Genomic DNA, 21,196 nt, shown 5'->3' on the forward strand with positions numbered 1-21,196 from the left:
CCCTTCAGTTCCGAAAGGAACTGTCTAGCCTTTACCTGAGTAATGTGACCATTCTCAATTTAAACTAGAAACATTTCGCACAACTAAACTGCCCCGTTAGCCATCCATGAAGCGCAAAAATGTTTGCGAAAGTCCTCGGTGAGCAAGAAGAAGAGGAGTCCCCTCGTCCCTCTTAGCAAAAAAAGAACTGTTATTTACATAAACAAACACGAATAGGATAAGAATTATCCAAGTCGTTTTACGTTTCAGTAACCTTTTTATTTTGTTCATTGCATTCTCCTCTTCAATATTGGTTGAAATGATTTAAACAATGTTCTTCATTATATACAGACAATCATAATGTACATTTAGATAATTTTTCGAAATAAAATTGGATAATAAAGTAATATCCTCCCTATAAATGAGCAAACTAAATAAAAAATACCCTCGTATTGTATTACTAGAGAAGATTTACTATCAAGCTTTTTTTCACCTCTTGTACATATCATTTTAAATAAAACTCTGTATAATAAATACCCAATAACCGCCCCTAGGGTGTTCATAAGTAAATCATCAATATCTGTAATCCTATGATTTAGCAATTGACTTAGCTCAATAGCCAATGAAAAAAAGAACCCAGTACATGCAGTATTTTTAATTGTTCTAAACTGCGGCCAAATAGTTGGCAATAAAAATCCTAACGGCATAAACAGAATAATGTTCAAAATATACGTAGTAATACCTTCTGAAGAAAATGGAAGTAAGTTGATTTCACTTATACGAATTAATGTTTCATATCTTCCTATTCCCCATATATTCCCTATCCCCGTCACCATATACACTAGCGCAAGGTAGAAAAGAAAAACATACACCCATATAAAATGCTTAATAGATAAATTTTTTCCAGCCTTTAATAAAAATCCAATTTGAAACACAAAACAAAAAATAATAGTACAAAAATAAGTATACAAAACTGTAAGTGTAAGCATATAGAATACGTCTCCTAACTTTCATTTAAACCTATGACTTTATCATTTTAGAACCTAATTCAAGAAAATGTGGTCACAATCACTCCATCTATATTATCACCAGATATTTCATACTGTTTATTCGCTGGTACTTTAACTTCAATTGTCTCGTTTTGAGAAATGGGATAATATGAAATTGTATATTTTTTCCTATCAACACTAACAGAAATGCTCTTTTCTTCTTTTAAATAATCCAAATATTCTTCCAAAGCTAAATTCATTTCCTGCATAATGACACTGTGAGGCAAGCCGACATAGCGAATATGCCAAGGTTCATATTGAATTCCTGTAACATCCGTTTTATCCAAGGGATAGCGTAATATAAAGCCGTATTCCCAAGAATTTTTTTCTACCCACTTTCCTTCAGGCGCTTCTTCCATCTTCTTTTGAGTAGACCCCACATCAAGCGATAACCCCAAATTGTGTTCGCTATGACCTGTTGGCAAAGCATAATTAGAACCCATTTCTTCGTAAAGTCTGCTTTGCTCATCTAGGTCTCGAAAACCACTACTAATTAAAAAGTGAAGAACACCATCTTTTTCAGCATCAGCTATCATTTCAGAAAATTTTTCAGCTATTTCTTCTGACAATTTAATTTCGTTATCAAGTAACCCATACCCCTTCGTCAATTCTTTGTGCATATATAAATTTATGACATCCGATTTTATACTCTTTTGATGAACAGGATGTTCATTGTTGACCAAGAGTAGATTTCCTTGATAGATATGTTCTTCTGTAAGCTCAATCTTTTGGGTATTTTCAGTAGCTGTATTATCATTTTGTTCATATATTTGAACTTCTACTTTATCTTGGGATATCGGCAATATATTAAAAATAAATACTAGAAATAATGCAAAAATTAATAAAAATCCCCACTTTTTCATTTTTAGTCTCCTCCTTGATGTAACTTGTTAATAGGATAGGATAAACTTTTAAAATAAAAAGTGGGGTAAATATAAAATTTTTCTTAAATTTTTACTTGGATTTTATTATTAATCTTCTTAGGAATCCTCCATTGGTAATCGGACTTCAAATATCGTGCGTATTAAATCACTTTCGGCAGTTATTGTCCCACTGTGTTGCTCTACAATATTTTTCGCAATGAATAAACCGAGACCTGTACTATTTTCTTGATGCGTTCGTGCTTTGTCACCAGTATAAAGCATATCAAAAATATGAGGCAGTTCATCTGGAGGAATGGCATCCCCATAATTGATAACTTGAATAACTACTTCCTCAGAATCAATAAAACCGTTGAGATCTAGATACTGCCCCTCATACCCATAGCGATTTGCATTAATCAGAAGATTTTCAAACACACGTGCCAACAATTCACCATCACCCATAATAGATAAAGGGGAAGTAATATTCATTCTTGCGATCAAATCGTTTTTCTCGAAGACAGGATACAACTCTTCTTTCAATTGAATTAGTAGCTCACTTAAGTCGATTTGTTTCTTTTCATTTGGTAACATGCCATAATTCATCCTAGTTATTTCGAATAATTCATCAATTAACCTTTCTAAGCGTTGAGATTTGGTAAAGGCAATCGTTAAATAATGCCTGATCTGATTTTCAGTCAAGCTATCATCCTTAAGGATTAAATCTATATAACCTAAAACAGAGGTAAGAGGTGTGCGCAAATCATGAGCCAAATTTACTACTAACTGCTCTTTACTACTTTCCGAAAAGTCACCCCTTTCTACAGCTTGTTCCAATTTTTCACTTGCCAGATTAATGCCTTGTGCAATATCACTAAATTCATCATTTGACAATATTTGAACTCGATGTTTAAAGTCACCCTGAGCGAGATAATGAATTCCTTTTGAAATCTCATTGAAATAGGCAGAATAGGGTTTTGTAAGTAAAAAGAAAAATAATATCGAAAGCGTGATAAATAACAGTAAAAAAATGTTAATGTCGCCGATGTTTTGTATTATTTTGCGAAAATAAGCTAGTGTATCTCCATGCTTAACATTTGTATAATAATACAATTGGAGTCCTTTAAAGAGTAGGTATGTTATGGCGCTAGACAACAACATGCTTAAACCCAACAATATTATCATTTTTGAACGAAAGCCTCGTAGTATTTTACTCATTGAATTTATAACCTACCCCCCATACAGTTTTTATCAATTTGTTTTTCCGTTTATCCTCTTCAAGTTTTTTCCGCAAGGTACGGATATGAACCATAACGGTATTCCCACCTTCATAGTATGCATCGCCCCATACCTTCTGAAAAATATCTTCTGCACTATAAACTTTATTTGGGTTACTGGCTAATAAATATAAAATTTCAAACTCTTTCGGTGTTAACTCAATATTCTTACCATATAGCGTAACTGTACGTTGTTCAGGAGAAATCGCTAATCCTCCAAATTCCAAGTTTGAGTTCTGTTTGATTTTAGGTTGATTCAACTTCATATAGCGTCGCAGCTGTGCATTTACCCGAGCTACCAATTCAATGGGTATAAATGGTTTCGTCATATAATCGTCTGCGCCAATCACGAGTCCCTGCACTTTATCAAAATCAGACGTTTTAGCGCTCAAAAAAATAATGGGCATATTATGTTTTTCGCGAATGCGACGTGTAACTTCATATCCATCCAATTTCGGCATCATAATATCCAAAATCAGTAAATCAATTGGTTGAGTCTGGATCACATCAATGGTTTCTTGCCCATCCGATACCTTAATGACACGATACCCTTCTTTTTCTAAATGTATAGCAACCAAATCAGCAATTTCAACATCATCATCAGCTATTAATATTGTTATATTTTTCATTTATTCCACTCCTAGATAAAGTTATCATTAATCGTCAATAAGTCATACGAAGTTGTTGTATCATAAAAAAACATCAGTTTTTGATATTTAGTTCCGTAAAGTTAGTTTAACAGTGTGACAGTTAGTTGAATATTTTAGAGTTTTTATTTATATTTTATTGTTTCCTTTTCTTCTTTAAAAATATTGCCATTTAGCGGGATACAGAATGACTAATTATTCACTTCTAATAATTTCCTGTATAATGAAGCCCTATGTCATTCCGGTTAGATAATCGATACCATAAAACCAATCACTACAGTTACGGCTATGCCTAGGCCATCAATCGAATACGACACCCACGTACCAATTCTCCCACCAACTGCCGCAATCAATTTTCCCATTACAACACTGCCTTTTTTGCATAATAAAAAGCACCTTCGTTTGAGAGTGCCGAGATTATTTTTGATTTAATCTTTTTAAAGGTTGATTTTCACTTAAACTGATACCGCCTGGAAACTTATCATAAAAAACGTCGGTAGCTCGTTATGGGTTGCCTTTACTTGTGGCACGACTGCTACATCACTGCTATCACATTGGAGAGTTATTCCACAAAATGGTGTGGTCCTCTAATATTGAGGGTCCTTATTTTACTACAATACTCTGTTAGTTTAAAATGAAAATCAACAACATTCTTTAAACAAAGCAAAGAAACCAAAATGACCAGACTCAAAATTAATTGATTACCTTGGCTTTGCTGTTATGCGTGTTCGTTTGCTAACCCTGACATTGTTAGATTACTACATCGTTCTGAACAAATATGGGTTTAAATTCTCTCCAATAAATGATAAATAGTAAATCACCCATAACGCACAAAGTGGTCTACTATGGCTTATTTAACAAAGCTCCCGTTAGTCCCTATCTATAACTATACTATAAGAAATATCTATTTTATTCCAAACCCAAGCTTGAAAAAGTTCGTCTATTACTTTTTTTCCTGATTTATCATCCATGTACTCGTCGTAAAATGCTTCAAAATCTAATCAAAGAAGAGGGCTTGAAGGATTAGCCTTAGACTACTCCTCTCAATCCCTCTTTGGTATCTCCTATTAAATTTGAAGAAGCTTTACTACTTTTTGTTTTAGATTAATGAAAGAATCTTGAGCGCCTATAGTAACAAGAAAGTAAACAGTATTGGTAATAGCCATTATAGCACCCATTTCCAATTATTTTTTTCATTTCAATTCACCTTCACTAGTTGTTCTCTTAATATTTTGCAGCTTCCGAAGATGGATTTAATATGTCTTTTACTTGGTCTTCTGTTACATCATAGTTATAGAATTTAGAGTAGTATTTTTGAATTTCTTCTGTCATATTATAATCGAATATTTCTGGATGATTATGCTGTGCCATCCATTTTAACATAAGAGGTGCATCTCCATTTGGTGGATACCAACGATAAATACCTAGTGGCACTTTATACACTTGCTTATTTTTAACTGCTGTTAACTGACTCCAGTCTTGTCCTTTAATCGTGTTATTGAACAAGTCCTTTGGCTGTGTTTCAGTAAAGTTTGTAATGTAGATAATATCTGGATCCCATTTATACAATTGTTCCATATTGACTGCTTTAATACCTTGAATTTCCGCTTCTGCAACATCTATACCACCCGTTGCCTTAATCCATCGATTTCCATGCATATTAGATCCAGCTACTGAAATTTCTTTTTCACTATGGTATTGAAGAATCATCACTTGTGGCTTATCTTCTTTTTTAACATTTGCAAGCTTATCATTAATTTCTTGTTGATTCTTTTTACCCTCTTCAATAATTTGTTCAGGTCTATCTGTTGTTCCTGTTATTTCACCAGTTAATGTTAACCATCGATTTAATATTTCTAATGGATCATCAGAATCAGCTGTTGCCTGTAGTGCAACTGTCGGAACCCCTGCTTCCTCTAGTTTATTTATTGATTTTTCGTCCGATGCGATTTCAAAATAGACTTCCGGATCAACCTTCATTAATTCCTCAATATTCAATTCACCATTTTTAATAAAAGATGTATCCGCTTTTAGTATATCTGGTGAAATATCTTTTAAGATTGAATGAGAAGCTGCATTATATGAATTTGGATGCATACCAACGATTTCTTTTGTAGAATTAGTTGCAACATACCAAGTTGAGAAATAAGGAAGGATACCTCCCACTACAACACGATCAGGATTTATTGGAATTTTTACTTCCCGATTTAATTCATCCTTTATAATTGTTTCTTCTTTCGTTTCTGCTGTTTCTTTAGATGGCGATTTATTAGCATTATCCGACTGGTTACAACCTACTAATAACGCGGAAATAGCTATTGCTGATAATGGGTATTTCCAATTCATTTGTTCAACTCTCCTAAAATTGTGTCTCATTTATATAATTGATAATGATTATCAATTTCATTTTATACTTTACAGGATACTCATCCTCGTAGTCAACACTTTTCGACATTTTTCAACATACAACATTAGTAATCTTTTGTTGTTTCCTCTTGAATGGTTTTTTATCTAAAATCTATTTGATAATGATTATCATTAATGATAAGATAAAATCAATTATGGACAGACTCACCATTCACAAGCTTTTTGGAGGATTAATATGACTACTAATAAAGAGATTTTAATATTAGATCCAGGCAATGCGTTTGGACTTGAACGTAGAACTAACCCGTTTATCAATGACAGTATGACAATGTTTGATCAATATGATTTAGCTAAAACAGATTTATCTTCTATTCAAGCACTGATTATTCCAGAATTCGTTGACCAACGCTTTCTAGCTAAACATAAAGGATTGATCAAGCAGTTTTTAAATGATCAAAAAGTAATTATTTTCTGTGGACATCTTTATATTGATTGGTTACCTGGCGCTAGTCATTTCATCCCGAAAACTATTAATCACTATACTGACTACGCGCTTACTATCGTAAAGGATCAAGGGATATTTGCAGGAGTTAACCCTGACGATATGACATACAACAAAGGCGTTTCTGGCTTCTTTGCACGTGGTCATCATCCAATACCAGCAGATGCTGAAGTACTAGTCACATTGCCAAACAATGAACCTGTCACATATATTGACCGCAAAACTACAAAAGGCACCATTTTAGTACATGCAGGTAAAGACCTAATATGGTATTACAAACAAAACAAAACAACTGACCGCATCAGTGAACAATTATTACAATGGATTCATCTAGAAATTCAAGCTTTACACCAAGGGAGTAAAAACGTATGAGAAAAATAGCAGTGATTATCAGTGGCAATGCCCCACATAACCGTACATTTAATGAACCTAAATTCAATAAATATATAACCCAACTCATCTATTTCCCAGAATTCGAACAAACAGCATTAGATGAATTTGACGTACTTTTTTTCCCTTCTCAGCTAAATGATAAATTATTGCTTCGTGCTGCAGACAAAGTTCGTACCTTCGCTGATAACGGTGGAATTGTGATTGCATTTGGTCCACAACCTTGGGAATGGCTTCCGAACCAAAAATGGGAGGAGCGCGAAACGAATTTCTGGTGGTGGCTTGAAGAAGGAGCGAAAAGTGGTTTAGTATTAGCTGCTCCTCACTATGATTTGTTTAATTATTTGACATTAAACGATGCAACTTGGCATCAGCACGGTGTATTCTGGCCACCAAATGGCGTTGATAAACTAATCACAACCGAAGATGGTGGCGCTGTTATGTATGTTGATAAAATCAGCACGAAGGGGACTTTAATTATTACTACATTAGATCCGGATTATCATTTTGGGGCTTATTTCATGCCAGCTACAGAAAGATTTTTAGACGGCTTTATGCCCTGGATTGCAGAAGGTAAGATATAAAAAAAAACCTTTAGAAATTTCTCTTTGACTTAACTGGACGTGTATAGGTAATACCGTCATTTCATTTCAACTTTCTAAAACCAATACCCTTCCAATTATTTAATTGTTGGAAGGGTATTCACATTGTACAAGTCGGCACGAATCACCAACAATGTTAATAATTTTGATACGTCTTTTTGTTACGACACCTGTTTTTGATACATACATCATGTTCAAAAATTGGTTGCGCTGCATTGCTTTAATCGGTTACTCTTTCAGCGAAGATTTGGGGAATTTACTTGTGGCACGACCGCTACATCACTGCTATCACATTGGATGAATAAGGGGATAAACGCATTCATTGCATAGGCAGCTCCTGTCATGGCGTCCGTTAACTCTTCCTCTGACCATTTTTCTGGCGCTGTAAACGATAACCACGATGAGCTTGTATGCATTTCTTCTGTCACCCCACACCTCATGAAAAGTATTAATAATGGGTGAGAATTTGGTACACTGAAATTTCAGAGTTCAAATCAGTAAAAATATTCTAAATTATTAAATTAATAATTAAATTGGGAATTTTCAATTTTTTTGTTTATTTTTCCTTTCATTTCCATTAGACTGTAAGTAGTACATCTAAAGGAGGAATAAAATGAAAAAAATTACCTTTAAGTTTTTCTTTATGCTTATCTTCTTATTAGTTCCTATGCATGTTTTTGCTGAAGGATCTTTAGGGAATTTTTCTTTTGATCCAAGTCAAGTGTCTCATCCTTATGACATGATAAACTCAAAAGGTGAGGTAATTAAGTACGAAGAATACAATAATAGTAATTTACAATTTAACAATGAAATACCAAGTGTTCAAGGTACAGGAGAAATTTCACCCGTTCAGATTGATTCCATCATAGAAAATCATGCCTATATCGATATTACACCGCCACCAGTAATTATTAATGACTCTAATGGCCCAATAATATCATCACGTATTGTCATCGATGAGGATAGTAGAATAAAAGTAGAGAATACGAAAGAATTTCCATATAGTGCAATTACGTATATTGAAATAAAGTGGCCTGATGGGACAGGTGGTTCTTGTACTGGTACTTTAATTGGCAAAAATAAGGTTCTAACAAATGGACATTGTGTAATAGATCCAAAAACAAAAGAAAGTATAATTAGTGCAAAGGTTTACCCTGGCGTAAGTAATAGTGTTGGATTGTTTGGTTCTTATAATGTCAATGATTATGCTGTAGCTGCTAATTGGGCTACTACTGGTTCGAGTTCCGAAGACTTCGCTGTTCTTGTTTTAGACGTATCAAAAGACAATAAACAGGCGGGAGATGTTGCAGGTACTCTTGGCATCAGACAGGTAAATAATCTTCTTAATCAAAATATCGATATTTATGGTTATCCGGGAGATTTAATGCAGGCAAATGGTGAAATTTCTCAATTCGGTATGAGCGGATATATTACTAAAGAGGATGCATCTGTAGCTTTTTATACAATTGATACTGCACCAGGACAATCAGGTTCAGCATTGATAAACACTGACAATCAAATTGTAGGTGTTCATAGAGGTTCATTCGTTATTAATGGGAACCCTATGAATGGTGGACCTAAGATGAACTCTTATATGTTTAATTTTGTTTCCAAAGCTTTGGAGTAAAAGGCAGCAATAATTTTATATAAACTCAAATTATAGACAAACTGAAAATTTCGGTTTGTCTATCATATTTTGTTGAAAATCTACTATATTCTTGCAAGTAAGACATCGCGTTTCAAAATCCAATCAAAGAAGAGGGCTTGAAGGATTAGCCTTAGACTACTCCTCTCAATCCCTCTTTCGTGTCTCCTATTAAATTTGAAGAAGCTTTACTACTTTTTGTTTTAAATTACCGAAAGAATCTTGCGCTCCGATACAGGATGGACAGCCCGATTCACAGGCACAACTAGCCACATGGTGCTGTGTCTTTACCAGCAGCTCTTCCCACAAGTCATAGACCTTTTCACTTAAACCGATACCACCTGGATACTTATCATAGACAAAAAACGTCGGTAGCTCGTTATGAGTTGCCTTTACTTGTGGCACGACTGCTACATCACTGCTATCACATTGGATGAATAAGGGGATAAACGCATTCATCGCATAGGCAGCTCCTGTCATGGCGTCCGTTAACTCTTCCTCTGACCATTTTTCTGGCGCTGTAAACGATAACCACGATGAGCTTGTATGCATTTCATCGGGTGGTAAATGAATGGGACCTGAGCCAATATTGTCGTGTGTGCCAAAACGAATTTTTTTAAAAATCGTTGCTTGTGCTACCAAGCCTACATCACCGAAGCAAATGGTACCGCCTCCATAAGTTCGGCTTCGATCCTCCTCTAACACCTTCATCTCCACCGCTAAATTTGCATCTGTATAGTAATCAGCATCGACCTCACGCACAAATGCTTTCTTTTCTTCCCAATCAAGCTTCTCGACTTGAAATTGAATCCCTTGATGCAAATAGATCGCTTCTTCATGGAGCAATGTCATTGCGCTATGACGGTCCATTTCCCCAATAACTTTCGTCTGAGCAGGCACCGTCATATCAATGATGACGACATTTTCCTGCGAGGCTGAGCGAAGACTAATGTCATGTGCTGGGAAACGATCACTCATCCAATGCCACTTGTCACTTGTTTTAAAGACTACGCCTTCTTCCGCTAAGTACTCTAGCAATTCTTGTATATCATATTCGCCATACGTATCCTCTGTGGTAAATGGCAGTTCAAAGGCCGCACATTTTAAATGGTCCATCAAAATCAACATATTTTCAGGATAAATTCGCGCCTCCTCAGGTGCACTACCAAGTAAAAATAACGGATGATTCACGACATATTGGTCAAGCGCTGTAGATTGCGCCACATAAATAATGAGCGCCTCGTCCTGACGACGCCCTGCACGTCCTGCTTGTTGCCATGCGCTCGCAATATTTCCCGGGTAACCCGTCATAATACAGGCCTGTAATTGACCAATATCAACCCCTAGTTCTAACGCATTTGTACTGACCACAGTTTGAATCGTCCCGTCACGAAGCCCACGTTCAATGACACGTCGCTCTGAAGGTAAATAGCCCCCTCGATAGCCACGCACAGATTCATCCAGTAACTTATCACGTGTCAGTTCCTTTAAATAGGTAACAATCATTTCTACACGCACTCGGCTTTTTGCAAAAATGATGGTTTGAATCCCTGCTGTATAGAGCCTTTTTGCCAAATCACTTACTTCTAATACTGCACTGCGCCGCACACCAAATGTTTTATGAACAATAGGCGGATTGTAAAACAGGAATGTTTTCTTGCCAACTGGTGCACCAGAATCGGCGATTAAAGTATGTGTGTCATTCGTTAAAGTTTCTGCTAGCTCTTGTGGATTTTTAATGGTCGCAGACGTACAAATGAAAACAGGCTTGCTGCCATAAAATTCGCAGATACGTTTGAGTCTTCGAATAACATGCGCAACATGTGAACCAAATACACCTTTATATGTATGCAACTCATCAATGACGATATACTGCAAATTTTCAAAGAGGGAAACCCATTTTGTATGATGCGGCAAAATGCCTGAATGTAGCATATCCGGATTCGTCATCACGATATGACCTGCCTTACGCACCTTTTGGCGAATACCGGGCGCTGTATCGCCATCATAGGTGTAGCTTAAAATGTCTTCACCGCTCAGTTCTATCAGTTCATTTAAATCATTTTTCTGATCCTGTGCTAAAGCTTTGGTCGGAAACAGATAGATAGCACGAGCATTTCGGTCCTCTAGAATTTTTTGTAACACAGGCAAATGATAGCAATAGGATTTACCTGAGGCTGTTGGTGTAACAGCGGTAAATGATTGCCCACTCGTCGCCAAGTCAAACGCTTCACGCTGATGGGTATACAATTGCTGAATACCACGAGCATGTAACGCTTTGACGAGTGACGGATGCAAATTTCCCGGGAAAGGAGCAAGCTTTGCATCGCGCCCCTCCAACGTTTGCCAATGTAGGATACGTTCTTTTAATTCCTCATCGTAGCGCCATTCGTGCAAGAGCTCACGAATGGTCCGTTTTTTCGATAGCATCTGTCTGCTCCTCCTTCACTAAGCCATAAAAATTTTTTAGCGTGTAGGAAGCCGAATGGGTGGCATCTAAAAAACGTTTTTTACTGGTTTCTTTATAAAAGGATTGCACAACAAATTGCCCCATCGATTCTACCGCTGAAGAAATTTGTTGTGTATGCATATATTTCGGCCGATTTTTTTGAATCCAATCATTTGCCTGCTGTTGCCAATCCTTCAATAATTGATGGATTTCATCTGCATGTGGCTTCACCTCTGCAAAAAAATCTGGCGCACGATCCTCCTCACGCATTTGCCAAAAGCGTGAAACACATTTGTCACATTCATCTATTAATATGGAAGTTTGCTGTATCAATAACAATTTCGCACCTCATTTATTTTCATCTTATGAGGATAGTGTACCAAAGTCTATCATTTTTCACTACTAATAGGCGAACAAGCATTCTTTACTTGCCAGTTCTTTTCTGCTAAGCTTACTTTCTGGCTTACAGATTTGAGCTGCATAAAAAATTGCAGACTATGTGCATTGTCTTCCAATGACACTCTCGTTAAAAGTAATTGATTGACTAGATCCAGCTGCGCAACTAATTGTTTTATCTTATTCAATACAACGCCTCCTTTTACTTTACTTATGTATTCCTCGCATGTATAAAATTACCTTCATGCGTGACAAAATAAGCGTAAGTTAGCTGAAAGAAGAAGTATTTCGATAAATATTTTTAACGCTCAATGACAATGAACAACTTTGCTTCAAAATAGTACCAATTTCAAGGGACACTGACCTATTCCTCTAGTGATGAAACTGGAGATTTATCGGAGATGTTGACGGATGTTATAGCGAAAATTAGCTGCTCTACAAGCGCATTTTCGACTTCTAACGGCGATTTTACTAACATAGTGGAATCCACTACACCGACAATTCACCACAGGATTTATCGTTCTAAAGCGCAGCCCTTTTTAATAGAATGGATGGCTGACCTACCACTAATTGGCATGTAAAAACGGCATCCACCACAGGTCTGACGGAAGTGGAGAACTTCTACTGAATCATGGTAAACTATTGTGTATAATAGCAGTATTATAGAGGGTGATTCTAAATGACAATTCGTTATCCAAATGGGAAATTGTATACCCCTGCTCCCTCTGTCACGAAAACAGAGAAACAGGGAAAAACGAAGGATTTCTCTTTTAGTAATCGAGGGAAAACGCTAGAAGATGAAATTAATGAAGCAAACGACTATTATTTAGAAAGGCGGCTTGCCATCATTCATAAGAAACCTGTTCCCGTACAAATCGTCAAAGTAGAGTACCCATCACGAAGCGCTGCAGTTATTAAAGAAGCTTATTTTCGAACGCCCTCTACAACAGACTATAACGGTGTTTGGAATGGGCATTATATTGATTTTGATGCAAAGGAAACTGCCTCAAAAACAAGTTTCCCATTAAAAAATATACACACACATCAAATGACACATATGCAGCAAGTGACGGAACAACATGGTGTGGCATTTATAATCATTCGTTTTTCAGCTTTTGAACGTTACTTTATATTGCCATACGAAGTTTTACAAAAGGCCTGGCAAGCGATGACCAGTGGTGAACGTAAATCGATACCCTTTTCGACAATCGAAAAAGAAGCCTATGAAATTCCAACAAGTTATTATCCGCGTATCGATTATTTACCCGTTCTCCAGCAGTTCATCGTTGCAAAAAGTCATGGCTTTGAAAGTGAGGAGATAATAGAATGACTGAACGTCGTCAAACACGCGGTGAGCATCAAAAAACTCGCGCTCAAAAAAATAAAGAGAAAGCACCAAAATCAACATCATCGGTCAAAACATGGTTCAAGCGCATTTTCCTAACCTTGGTAGCTATTGGGGTAGTAGGATTAGTAGGTGGCGCCGGATTATTTGCTTATTACGCCAGCACCGCACCTGAACTAAATGAAGAATTATTGAAGGACCCGGTTTCTTCCGAATTTTACGATAAAAATGGTGAAATTTTTGCGACAATCGGTGCAGAAAACCGGAAATATATAAAATACGAAGATATTCCTGAGGATATGGTCAATGCCATTCTTGCGACAGAAGATGTACGCTTTTTCCAACATCATGGGATGGATTTTTATCGTCTCGGTGGGGCCATTCTTGCCAACTTCCGTGATGGCTTTGGCGCACAAGGTGCATCTACATTAACACAGCAAGTTGTCAAAAACTCATTTTTACAAAACGAGAAAAAATTAAAACGTAAGGCGCAAGAAGCTTGGCTTGCCTTTCAGCTTGAGCGTAAATATTCAAAAGAAGAAATTTTTGAAATGTACTTTAACAAAATGCTGATGTCTGGCCGTATCTACGGCTTTGGAACAGCATCCCAATATTTCTATGGTAAAGAGTTAAGTGAATTAACACTGGATGAAGAAGCATTACTTGCTGGTATGGTGCAACGACCAAATGCCTACAATCCATTGAAAAATCCAGATCTTGCTGAGAAGCGTCGTAATATTGTTTTAGGTTTAATGTTACAACACGGTAAAATTTCCAAGGCAGAGATGGACGAAGCCAAAGCAGTGGAAGTGACAGCCGGTCTAGCTGATGATGCAACCCGTCAATCATTTGCAGGCTCTAAATATGATGCCTTCTTAGATATCGTCATTAATGAACTTGAGAAAAACGATGATGGCACAGCAATGGCAGAGGGCATTAAAGTTTATACAACACTTGACCCGAATGCTCAGAAAATTGTAGAAAACATTATGAATGATGACGCTAACTTCCCTACAGAAAACATTGAAACGGGTATAGCTGTTGTTGATACAAAATCTGGTCAGATTCAAGCAGTTGGTGGCGGACGTAATTACGGCGCTGAACGTGGCTTCAACTATGCAGAAGACTTAAAACATCAACCAGGCTCTACAATGAAGCCACTCCTTGATTACGGTCCTGCAATCGAATATTTAAAATGGTCAACAGGTCAAACGCTTGTCGATGAACGCATGAATTATACAGGTTCCAAACAAACCATCACGAACTGGGATGATAAATATTTGGGGGCAATGACAGCACGTAAAGCTTTATATACTTCTCGTAACGTGCCAGCAGTAAAAACGTTAAAAGAAGTTGGTACTGATAAAGCACAAGAATTTATTGGTCGCTTAGGTATTGATGCTGAAAATGTTTTTGAATCTGATGCGATCGGGGGTGGGGATATTGCGATGTCTCCTATCCAAATGGCAGCCTCTTATGCAGCATTCGGGAATAATGGTGTTTACACTACCCCTCATGCGATTACAAAAATTGTTTACCGTGATGGCAAAACATCGAAGGACTATACACAAAAACCGAATGTTGCCATGAGTGACTATACAGCTTATATGGTGACAGATATGCTACGTGATGTTGTCGGCAACAAACCTGATGCTCCAGGTACGGCTGCCAATGTTTCCGGATTAGATATTGCAGGTAAAACAGGTACAACAAACTACTCAAAAGCTGATTTTGACAAGCATAATTTGCCAAGTACGAGTGTTCCAGAATCATGGTTTGCTGGTTACACAACAAACTATTCAATCGCAGTATGGAGTGGTTATGAAAAACATTTTGATCCAATTACAACTTGGGATGAACGTCGTTTACCACAACATTTATTTAAACAAATTATGAATGAGATTTCGGCGAACGTTGAAACATCACGTTTCAAAAAACCAAGTTCAGTTGTAGAAGCTACAATTGAAGTCGGCTCAAACCCACTCAGATTAGCGAGTGACTTTACACCGAGCGATCGACGTCAAACAGAATTATTCGTTCGAGGTACAGAACCTACAGAGGTTTCGAATGAATATGAGGCACCTGAACTGTCAACACCTTACAGTGTTAGTGCAAGTTTAGATTTAGGTGGTCAATCCATCAGCATCGGCTGGGAACATGATGCCTTATTAGATCCAGAAACAAACGAACCACTGCCGACGACATTTGAAGTATCTGCCACACTAGAAGGTGGAGAAACTTTCAAGCTTGGTACTACTGATAGTAAAGGCTTAACAGTCGGCAACACATTAGAGGACGGCAATTACGTCATTTCTGTAGTAGCTATTTTTGATGGTACGCGCAGTGAGCCGGGTACAACATCCTTCCAAGTGACAAGTATACCTGATGAGGATTTAGAAACAGATAATCCAGATGAACCAGACATCGAGAACCCTACGCCACCAGATCAAGGTGACAATAGCGGCAATGAAAATGGTAACGGCAACAATGGAAATGGAAACAACGGCAATGGCAACAACGGTAATAACGGCAATAACGATAACGGAAATAATGGTAACAACGGCAACAATGACAATAACGGTGGTCAACCACCTACTCCGCCAACCGAACCTACAACGCCTGATGGTGAAGACGCAAGCACTGAATAAATTAAAAATGCAGAGAAGCATTAACGCTTCTCTGCTTCAGACTGTAGATCAAACTCAAAAAATTGAGTTTGTCTACAGTCTTTTTTCTTTTAATATAGAAGTATCTATATGAACCCGTCGATTTCCGCTACGGCGGACGAAACAGGTACATCTTCGATTAACGCAGCTGCACTATTTAACATTTCGTCTCCCGGCATGATTCGGAATTGGAAAATAAAGGTTGAGAATGGTGGTTATGATGCCCTTGTTTCTAAGAAAAAGAGGGGCATCCATCCATGAAAAAGGAAACAAAAAGAACAACGAAACCTATATTCAGTAGAATATTTTGTATAGGACTTTAAAAAAGTCTCTATACCATTTTTTTGATAACGGCGAACTTATTCACTGACAACCCGATTTGTGACACCGATATCTTTTGCGATTTCAATCATGGATTCATCACCATTTAAGTATCGTTGAAGCGCTTGAATACGTTGTTCAACACTTACTTTTGCCATAAAAAAACCCCGTAAAGTTAGATTGGTGTCTAACATTTACAGGGCAGTTCATTAACGCTTCTCTGCTTTCCCATGTTCTATGCGGTTGTTTGGTTCTAACCGTCACTTTGCGAGTTCTATCCATCACTTTACGGGTTCTATCCGTCACTTCGAGACTTCTATCCATCACTTCGAGAGTTCTATCCACGACTTCGCAACTTCTATCCGTCTACCCCTAGCCCTTTGCTGCCTGTAGTCGTAAGCGTGCTGTACGTTTTTTTGTTTCTTTAAATAATTCATCTAATTGCCGATAACATGCGTATTGACCTGGTTTTGCTTGGATAAAGACTAAGCGCTCCATGCCATTAATCGGCATCACTTCCTCACCAGCCTCTTGCGGTAAACGCTCAAACAGTGCAATCCCCTGCTCCATCAAGCCCTTTGCTGCGCCGTTGCGGGCATCATGCGCTAGATGTATTTGGCCTTCTAGTGCCGTCCACTCAGCAAACCATGCATCGACTTTGTCCTTTGCGATTGCCTCTACGTTCATGCTTCCTTCACCAGCCCTTTTTTCAAACGTTTTTGTCCTTCACGGCAATCGCCCAATAACGGACATGTATGGCAGCCCGGATTTTGTGCTTTACAATGATAACGACCAAAGAAAATAAGCTGATGGTGGGTTTTAGACCATTTATCCATAGGCGTTTTTTTCATGATTGTTTCCTCAACCTCTAACACGGAATCCTTCCAGCGGCATAATCCTAAGCGCTTAGAAACACGCTCTACATGCGTGTCCACAGCTAGTGCAGGTACATCAAAGGCAACAGATAACACAACATTGGCTGTTTTACGACCTACTCCAGGTAACGTCACTAATGCTTCTCGGCTTGCCGGGATTTCTCCCCCATATTCAACAAGCAAGCGTTCGCATAGCGCTTGAATATTCTTCGCCTTATTGCGATACAAGCCGATGGAGCGAATATCCTGTTGTAGCTCCTCTAAGGGAACGGCTAAATAATCCTCTGGTTTTTTATATTTTTGAAACAATGTTTTCGTTACTTTATTGACGAGTACGTCCGTACATTGTGCCGATAATAATGTTGCAATTGTTAGTTCAAATGGATTGTCATGAACAAGCTCACAATGTGCATCGGGAAACATTCTGTCCATTTCTGCTAGACAATGCTCCCATTGTTTTTTCGTTAACATGCCTGGAATCCCCCTATTCTCTTTCTTCTAACCAATTATAAAAAGCTACTTTGTTTGTCGACTGAGTTTCTTGCTGTGTTGTACGGGCTGGTGGTCTGTTAAAACTTTGCTTTTCACGGAATTGTTCCCCTTGCTTTTGTGCAGCCTGAGGTGTGGTAATATTTTTCTTTTTCCACTCCAGTAGAATACGGTCAATATAGCGAATGCTCATTTTGCCAGCAAACACAGCCTCCTTGAGCGCCTCTTTAATAAGTGCTGGACTGTGTTTATCTTCATCTAGCCATGAACCGATTTTTTCAAGCTCTAAAGGAGATAAAAGACGCCCCATTTCCTCTTCAAACAAACGGAATAACTCGCCTTCTTCTTGTCGAAGGGTCGTTGCTGATTTTTTTTGTTCCTGCATTTCAATGATTTGCATGATGCGCTCCCATAGCGGGTACACAGAATATTTTTCGTATATTTTGCCACTTGCATCCACATCACGTGTTATTTCGAGGAAGCCCTTTTGCATCAACCGCTGGAGGCGTGATGAAATGGCATCACTCGGCATTGTTAGGCGGCTCATCAAATCATTAGGTGTAGGAAATTCATTGCCCTCGATATGAAAGGCAAGTAAATGCACGACAATCAGGGCCTCTTCATCCTCTATGTTTAACTCCTTATAAAACTGAAAAAAAAGCTGAGGTATTTGAATCGTTCTCTGCTCAGTCCACGTACGGAGTCGATTATTATTTGTGCTCATATAGATGACTCCTTCTTTCTATTATAAGTAGAAAAGCCGCGTAGAAATTTCACTACGCGACTTTTAAATTGTTTTTTTGTTTGTTACTAACCGATTATGGGTATAAACGGTTTAGTAAACGTGGGAATGGAATTGTTTCACGGATATGCTCAGTGCCTGAAATCCATGCCACAGTTCGTTCTAACCCTAGACCAAAGCCTGAGTGCGGTACTGAACCTTGTTTACGAAGCTCTAAGTACCATGCATAAGCATCTAATGATAAATTGTGTTCTGCAAGACGAGATTTTAGTAACTCGTAGTCATGGATACGCTCTGAACCACCGATGATTTCGCCGTAGCCTTCAGGTGCGATTAAATCTGCACATAATACGACGTCATCACGATCTGGATGTGGTTGCATATAGAACGGTTTGATGCCTACTGGGTAGCATGTGATGAATACAGGTTTGTCAAAAGAATTGGCAATGGCTGTTTCATGCGGCGCACCAAAGTCATCGCCCCATTCAATATCGTCAAAACCTTGTTCATGTAATAGTTTAATGGCATCGTCATAAGAAATACGAGGGAATGGCGCTTTGATATTTTCAAGTGTCGATGTATCACGGCCTAGTCGCTCTAATTCTAATTTGCAGTTTGCCAGTACTGATTGCACAATATGTTCAACATATTGTTCTTGTACTTCTAAGTTTTCTTCAAATTCCACAAACGCCATTTCCGGTTCGATCATCCAAAACTCGATTAAGTGACGACGCGTTTTAGACTTTTCGGCACGGAACGTTGGACCGAATGAGAATACTTTTCCTAACGCCATCGCAGCCGCTTCCATATAAAGCTGACCTGATTGAGATAGGTATGCATCTTCATCGAAATACTTTGTAGCAAAGAGCTCAGAAGTACCTTCAGGAGCTGAACCTGTCAAAATAGGTGGGTCCATTTTTGTGAAGCCATTGTTGTTGAAAAACTCGTATGTTGCACGAATGATTTCGTTACGGACTTTCATCACTGCATGTTGCTTACGAGAACGTAACCATAAGTGACGGTTATCCATTAGAAACTCAGGACCGTGCTCCTTTGGCGTGATTGGGAAATCTGTTGCCACATGTAAAACTTCAATGCCCGTTACAGCAAGCTCACAGCCAAAGCTTGAACGCTCATCGGCTTTAACCTCGCCAATAATATACATCGACGTTTCTTGTGTCAAACCTTTTGCAATGGCAAAAATTTCTTCGCCTACTTCTTCCTTGACAACTACCCCTTGCACAAAGCCTGAGCCATCGCGTAATTGTAAGAAGGCAATTTTCCCACTTGAACGTTTGTTAGCTAACCAAGCACCTAGCTTGACTGTTTCGCCGATATGCTGTGGCATATCTTGAATCATAATTTTTTTCATAGATATCCTCCAAAGTTGGTTAGAAGGATTAGTCTTGCCATTTTGATTTTACAAATGCATCAATTCGACGGACTGCCTCTTCTAATAATTCTAAAGATGTAGCATAAGATAATCGCATTGTAGTTGGTGCACCAAAACCAGAGCCAGGAATTACCGCTACGTTTGCTTCTGTTAAAATATCCGCAGCGAATGCATCTACTGAATCATAACCAGTATGGGCCATAGCTTCTGCTACGTCTGGTAATAAGTAGAATGCTCCTTGTGGTTTTAATACGTTGAAGCCCGGAATTGCACTTAGCTGTGGATAGATTTTCTCAAGACGTGATTCGAATGCTTGACGCATTTCTTCGACAGTGTCCTGAGGTCCGTTATAAGCTTCCACTGTTGCATATTGTGCAGTTGTCGTTGCGTTAGAAGTAGAGTGTGAAGCAAGGTCAGTCATTGGTTTAATAATGTCTGCATCACCTGCTGCATACCCGATACGCCAGCCTGTCATAGAGTGAGATTTTGCTACACCATTTACTACGATTGTACGTGCTTTCACTGCATCAGAAACTTCTGCAATTGAAAAATGCTCTATACCATTGTATACAAGCTTCTCATAAATTTCATCTGACACGATTAAAATATCTTTTTCTTCTGCAACAGCAGCTAATTCCACCAGCTCTTCGCGAGAATAAATCATACCAGATGGATTACTTGGTGAGTTAATGATGACCGCTTTTGTTTTATCTGTAACAGCCGCGCGTAATTGAGCTGCCGTAATTTTATAGCCTTGTTCACGAGTACCTTCAACATAAACTGGTACACCGCCTGCTAATTTTACTTGCTCCGGGTAAGAAACCCAATAGGGGATTGGGATAATCACTTCATCGCCTTCGTTTAAAATAACTTGGAATAACGTGTACAGAATATGTTTTGCACCAACGCCTACGATGATCTCATTCGCTTTGTATGTAAGGCTGTTGTCGCGTTGTAGTTTGTCGATGATTGCTTTTTTAAGCACTGGCAAACCGCCAGCTGGTGTATATTTTGTGAAGCCCTTTTCCATTGAATCAATGGCAGCATCTAAAATATTGCGAGGCGTGTTGAAATCTGGCTCACCAGCACCTAAGCCAATGACGTCGATGCCTTGTTCTTTTAATTCTTTAGCTTTTGCAGTAATCGCTAAAGTTGAAGATGGTGTTAAAGTATTTACTCGGTTTGCTAATAATTTTTTCATA

General features: G+C 38.1%; 20 protein-coding genes and 1 pseudogene. 6 read left to right on the forward strand and 15 right to left on the reverse strand.

Annotated features, from left to right (window positions below; genetic code table 11):
- Positions 1–117: 117 nt before the first annotated feature.
- The 6 genes and pseudogenes from ACQKII_RS09875 to ACQKII_RS09900 form a co-directional block, all read right to left on the reverse strand.
- Positions 118–270: pseudogene (locus ACQKII_RS09875) on the reverse strand (glycerophosphodiester phosphodiesterase family protein); the annotation flags it as partial.
- Between the two features lie 77 nt (positions 271–347).
- The gene (gene vanZ-F / locus ACQKII_RS09880; RefSeq protein WP_427458749.1) at positions 348–968 is read right to left on the reverse strand and encodes a glycopeptide resistance protein VanZ-F; all 621 of its coding nucleotides are present in this window, start codon (positions 966–968) and stop codon (positions 348–350) included.
- Positions 969–1,027: 59 nt separating this feature from the next.
- Positions 1,028–1,891: a VanY-A/VanY-F/VanY-M family D-Ala-D-Ala carboxypeptidase gene (gene vanY / locus ACQKII_RS09885; protein ID WP_427458751.1), complete on the reverse strand. Its 864-nt coding sequence runs from the start codon at positions 1,889–1,891 to the stop codon at positions 1,028–1,030.
- 117 nt (positions 1,892–2,008) lie between these two features.
- The gene (locus ACQKII_RS09890; RefSeq protein ID WP_427458753.1) at positions 2,009–3,106 is read right to left on the reverse strand and encodes an ATP-binding protein; all 1,098 of its coding nucleotides are present in this window, start codon (positions 3,104–3,106) and stop codon (positions 2,009–2,011) included.
- Positions 3,099–3,794 carry a vancomycin resistance response regulator transcription factor, VanR-F/VanR-M family gene (vanR, locus tag ACQKII_RS09895; RefSeq protein ID WP_427458755.1) on the reverse strand — a complete coding sequence of 232 codons (696 nt, stop codon included), beginning with the start codon at positions 3,792–3,794 and terminating at the stop codon, positions 3,099–3,101. The genes ACQKII_RS09890 and vanR overlap by 8 nt, the downstream gene beginning before the upstream one ends.
- Positions 3,795–5,036: 1,242 nt before the next feature.
- Positions 5,037–6,158, reverse strand: a complete 1,122-nt coding sequence (locus tag ACQKII_RS09900) for an ABC transporter substrate-binding protein (RefSeq protein WP_427458757.1) — start codon at positions 6,156–6,158, stop codon at positions 5,037–5,039.
- Positions 6,159–6,414: 256 nt separating this feature from the next.
- Between ACQKII_RS09900 and ACQKII_RS09905 the strand changes: the two genes are divergently transcribed.
- Together ACQKII_RS09905 and ACQKII_RS09910 are read left to right on the forward strand one after the other, a co-directional pair.
- Complete coding sequence (locus tag ACQKII_RS09905) at positions 6,415–7,053, forward strand: phosphate starvation-inducible protein PhoH (RefSeq protein ID WP_427458759.1); 639 nt, start codon at positions 6,415–6,417, stop codon at positions 7,051–7,053.
- Positions 7,050–7,655 carry a hypothetical protein gene (locus ACQKII_RS09910; protein ID WP_427458761.1) on the forward strand — a complete coding sequence of 202 codons (606 nt, stop codon included), beginning with the start codon at positions 7,050–7,052 and terminating at the stop codon, positions 7,653–7,655. The genes ACQKII_RS09905 and ACQKII_RS09910 overlap by 4 nt, the downstream gene beginning before the upstream one ends.
- A 254-nt stretch (positions 7,656–7,909) precedes the next feature.
- Here the strand turns inward: ACQKII_RS09910 and ACQKII_RS09915 are convergent, their stop codons facing one another.
- Positions 7,910–8,101, reverse strand: coding sequence for a hypothetical protein (locus ACQKII_RS09915; RefSeq protein ID WP_427459068.1), 192 nt, complete (start codon positions 8,099–8,101; stop codon positions 7,910–7,912).
- A 185-nt stretch (positions 8,102–8,286) separates the two neighbouring features.
- Between ACQKII_RS09915 and ACQKII_RS09920 the strand changes: the two genes are divergently transcribed.
- Positions 8,287–9,300 (forward strand): trypsin-like serine peptidase, encoded by a 1,014-nt coding sequence (locus ACQKII_RS09920; protein WP_427458763.1) that lies wholly within the window; start codon positions 8,287–8,289, stop codon positions 9,298–9,300.
- Between the two features lie 189 nt (positions 9,301–9,489).
- Here ACQKII_RS09920 and ACQKII_RS09925 read toward each other — a convergent pair whose 3' ends face one another.
- From ACQKII_RS09925 to ACQKII_RS09935, 3 genes are read right to left on the reverse strand one after another with little or no spacing between them, the layout of a single operon-like run.
- The gene (locus ACQKII_RS09925; RefSeq protein WP_427458765.1) at positions 9,490–11,748 is read right to left on the reverse strand and encodes a DEAD/DEAH box helicase; all 2,259 of its coding nucleotides are present in this window, start codon (positions 11,746–11,748) and stop codon (positions 9,490–9,492) included.
- Positions 11,720–12,106, reverse strand: coding sequence for a YppE family protein (locus ACQKII_RS09930; protein WP_427458767.1), 387 nt, complete (start codon positions 12,104–12,106; stop codon positions 11,720–11,722). Before ACQKII_RS09930 ends, ACQKII_RS09925 begins: the two co-directional genes overlap by 29 nt.
- A gap of 50 nt (positions 12,107–12,156) precedes the next feature.
- A complete protein-coding gene (locus tag ACQKII_RS09935) occupies positions 12,157–12,351 on the reverse strand; it encodes an endonuclease (RefSeq protein ID WP_107924237.1) in 195 nt (64 codons plus the stop codon).
- A 491-nt stretch (positions 12,352–12,842) separates the two neighbouring features.
- Here ACQKII_RS09935 and recU point away from each other — a divergent pair, with 491 nt between their 5' ends.
- From recU to ACQKII_RS09950, 3 genes are all read left to right on the forward strand, one after another.
- Entirely contained in the window at positions 12,843–13,493 is a 651-nt protein-coding gene (gene recU / locus ACQKII_RS09940) for a Holliday junction resolvase RecU (protein ID WP_427458769.1), read from the forward strand.
- Complete coding sequence (locus ACQKII_RS09945; RefSeq protein ID WP_427458771.1) at positions 13,490–16,156, forward strand: transglycosylase domain-containing protein; 2,667 nt, start codon at positions 13,490–13,492, stop codon at positions 16,154–16,156. Before recU ends, ACQKII_RS09945 begins: the two co-directional genes overlap by 4 nt.
- A gap of 108 nt (positions 16,157–16,264) precedes the next feature.
- Entirely contained in the window at positions 16,265–16,435 is a 171-nt protein-coding gene (locus tag ACQKII_RS09950) for a hypothetical protein (protein WP_427458773.1), read from the forward strand.
- A gap of 432 nt (positions 16,436–16,867) precedes the next feature.
- Here the strand turns inward: ACQKII_RS09950 and ACQKII_RS09955 are convergent, their stop codons facing one another.
- The 5 genes from ACQKII_RS09955 to ACQKII_RS09975 all read right to left on the reverse strand — a co-directional run bounded on the left by ACQKII_RS09955 (position 16,868) and on the right by ACQKII_RS09975 (position 21,195).
- Positions 16,868–17,182, reverse strand: coding sequence for a YpoC family protein (locus ACQKII_RS09955; protein ID WP_427458775.1), 315 nt, complete (start codon positions 17,180–17,182; stop codon positions 16,868–16,870).
- Positions 17,179–17,841 (reverse strand): endonuclease III, encoded by a 663-nt coding sequence (nth, locus tag ACQKII_RS09960; RefSeq protein WP_010858919.1) that lies wholly within the window; start codon positions 17,839–17,841, stop codon positions 17,179–17,181. The genes ACQKII_RS09955 and nth overlap by 4 nt, the downstream gene beginning before the upstream one ends.
- Before the next feature lie 13 nt (positions 17,842–17,854).
- Positions 17,855–18,583: a DnaD domain-containing protein gene (locus tag ACQKII_RS09965; RefSeq protein WP_427458777.1), complete on the reverse strand. Its 729-nt coding sequence runs from the start codon at positions 18,581–18,583 to the stop codon at positions 17,855–17,857.
- 94 nt (positions 18,584–18,677) lie between these two features.
- Positions 18,678–19,973, reverse strand: a complete 1,296-nt coding sequence (gene asnS, locus ACQKII_RS09970; RefSeq protein ID WP_427458779.1) for an asparagine--tRNA ligase — start codon at positions 19,971–19,973, stop codon at positions 18,678–18,680.
- A 28-nt stretch (positions 19,974–20,001) separates the two neighbouring features.
- Positions 20,002–21,195: a pyridoxal phosphate-dependent aminotransferase gene (locus ACQKII_RS09975; protein WP_427458781.1), complete on the reverse strand. Its 1,194-nt coding sequence runs from the start codon at positions 21,193–21,195 to the stop codon at positions 20,002–20,004.
- Position 21,196: the final 1 nt, after the last annotated feature.

Source organism: Lysinibacillus sp. NPDC048646 (assembly GCF_050272295.1).
GTDB lineage: Bacteria > Bacillota > Bacilli > Bacillales_A > Planococcaceae > Lysinibacillus.

Coding starts and splice junctions, on each gene's coding strand:
- vanZ-F (WP_427458749.1), bottom strand. CDS start 968: ATGCTTACACTTACAGTTTTGTATACTTATTTTTGTACTATTATTTTT.
- vanY (WP_427458751.1), bottom strand. CDS start 1,891: ATGAAAAAGTGGGGATTTTTATTAATTTTTGCATTATTTCTAGTATTT.
- ACQKII_RS09890 (WP_427458753.1), bottom strand. CDS start 3,106: ATGAGTAAAATACTACGAGGCTTTCGTTCAAAAATGATAATATTGTTG.
- vanR (WP_427458755.1), bottom strand. CDS start 3,794: ATGAAAAATATAACAATATTAATAGCTGATGATGATGTTGAAATTGCT.
- ACQKII_RS09900 (WP_427458757.1), bottom strand. CDS start 6,158: ATGAATTGGAAATACCCATTATCAGCAATAGCTATTTCCGCGTTATTA.
- ACQKII_RS09905 (WP_427458759.1), top strand. CDS start 6,415: ATGACTACTAATAAAGAGATTTTAATATTAGATCCAGGCAATGCGTTT.
- ACQKII_RS09910 (WP_427458761.1), top strand. CDS start 7,050: ATGAGAAAAATAGCAGTGATTATCAGTGGCAATGCCCCACATAACCGT.
- ACQKII_RS09920 (WP_427458763.1), top strand. CDS start 8,287: ATGAAAAAAATTACCTTTAAGTTTTTCTTTATGCTTATCTTCTTATTA.
- ACQKII_RS09925 (WP_427458765.1), bottom strand. CDS start 11,748: ATGCTATCGAAAAAACGGACCATTCGTGAGCTCTTGCACGAATGGCGC.
- recU (WP_427458769.1), top strand. CDS start 12,843: ATGACAATTCGTTATCCAAATGGGAAATTGTATACCCCTGCTCCCTCT.
- ACQKII_RS09945 (WP_427458771.1), top strand. CDS start 13,490: ATGACTGAACGTCGTCAAACACGCGGTGAGCATCAAAAAACTCGCGCT.
- ACQKII_RS09950 (WP_427458773.1), top strand. CDS start 16,265: ATGAACCCGTCGATTTCCGCTACGGCGGACGAAACAGGTACATCTTCG.
- ACQKII_RS09955 (WP_427458775.1), bottom strand. CDS start 17,182: ATGAACGTAGAGGCAATCGCAAAGGACAAAGTCGATGCATGGTTTGCT.
- nth (WP_010858919.1), bottom strand. CDS start 17,841: ATGTTAACGAAAAAACAATGGGAGCATTGTCTAGCAGAAATGGACAGA.
- ACQKII_RS09965 (WP_427458777.1), bottom strand. CDS start 18,583: ATGAGCACAAATAATAATCGACTCCGTACGTGGACTGAGCAGAGAACG.
- asnS (WP_427458779.1), bottom strand. CDS start 19,973: ATGAAAAAAATTATGATTCAAGATATGCCACAGCATATCGGCGAAACA.
- ACQKII_RS09975 (WP_427458781.1), bottom strand. CDS start 21,195: ATGAAAAAATTATTAGCAAACCGAGTAAATACTTTAACACCATCTTCA.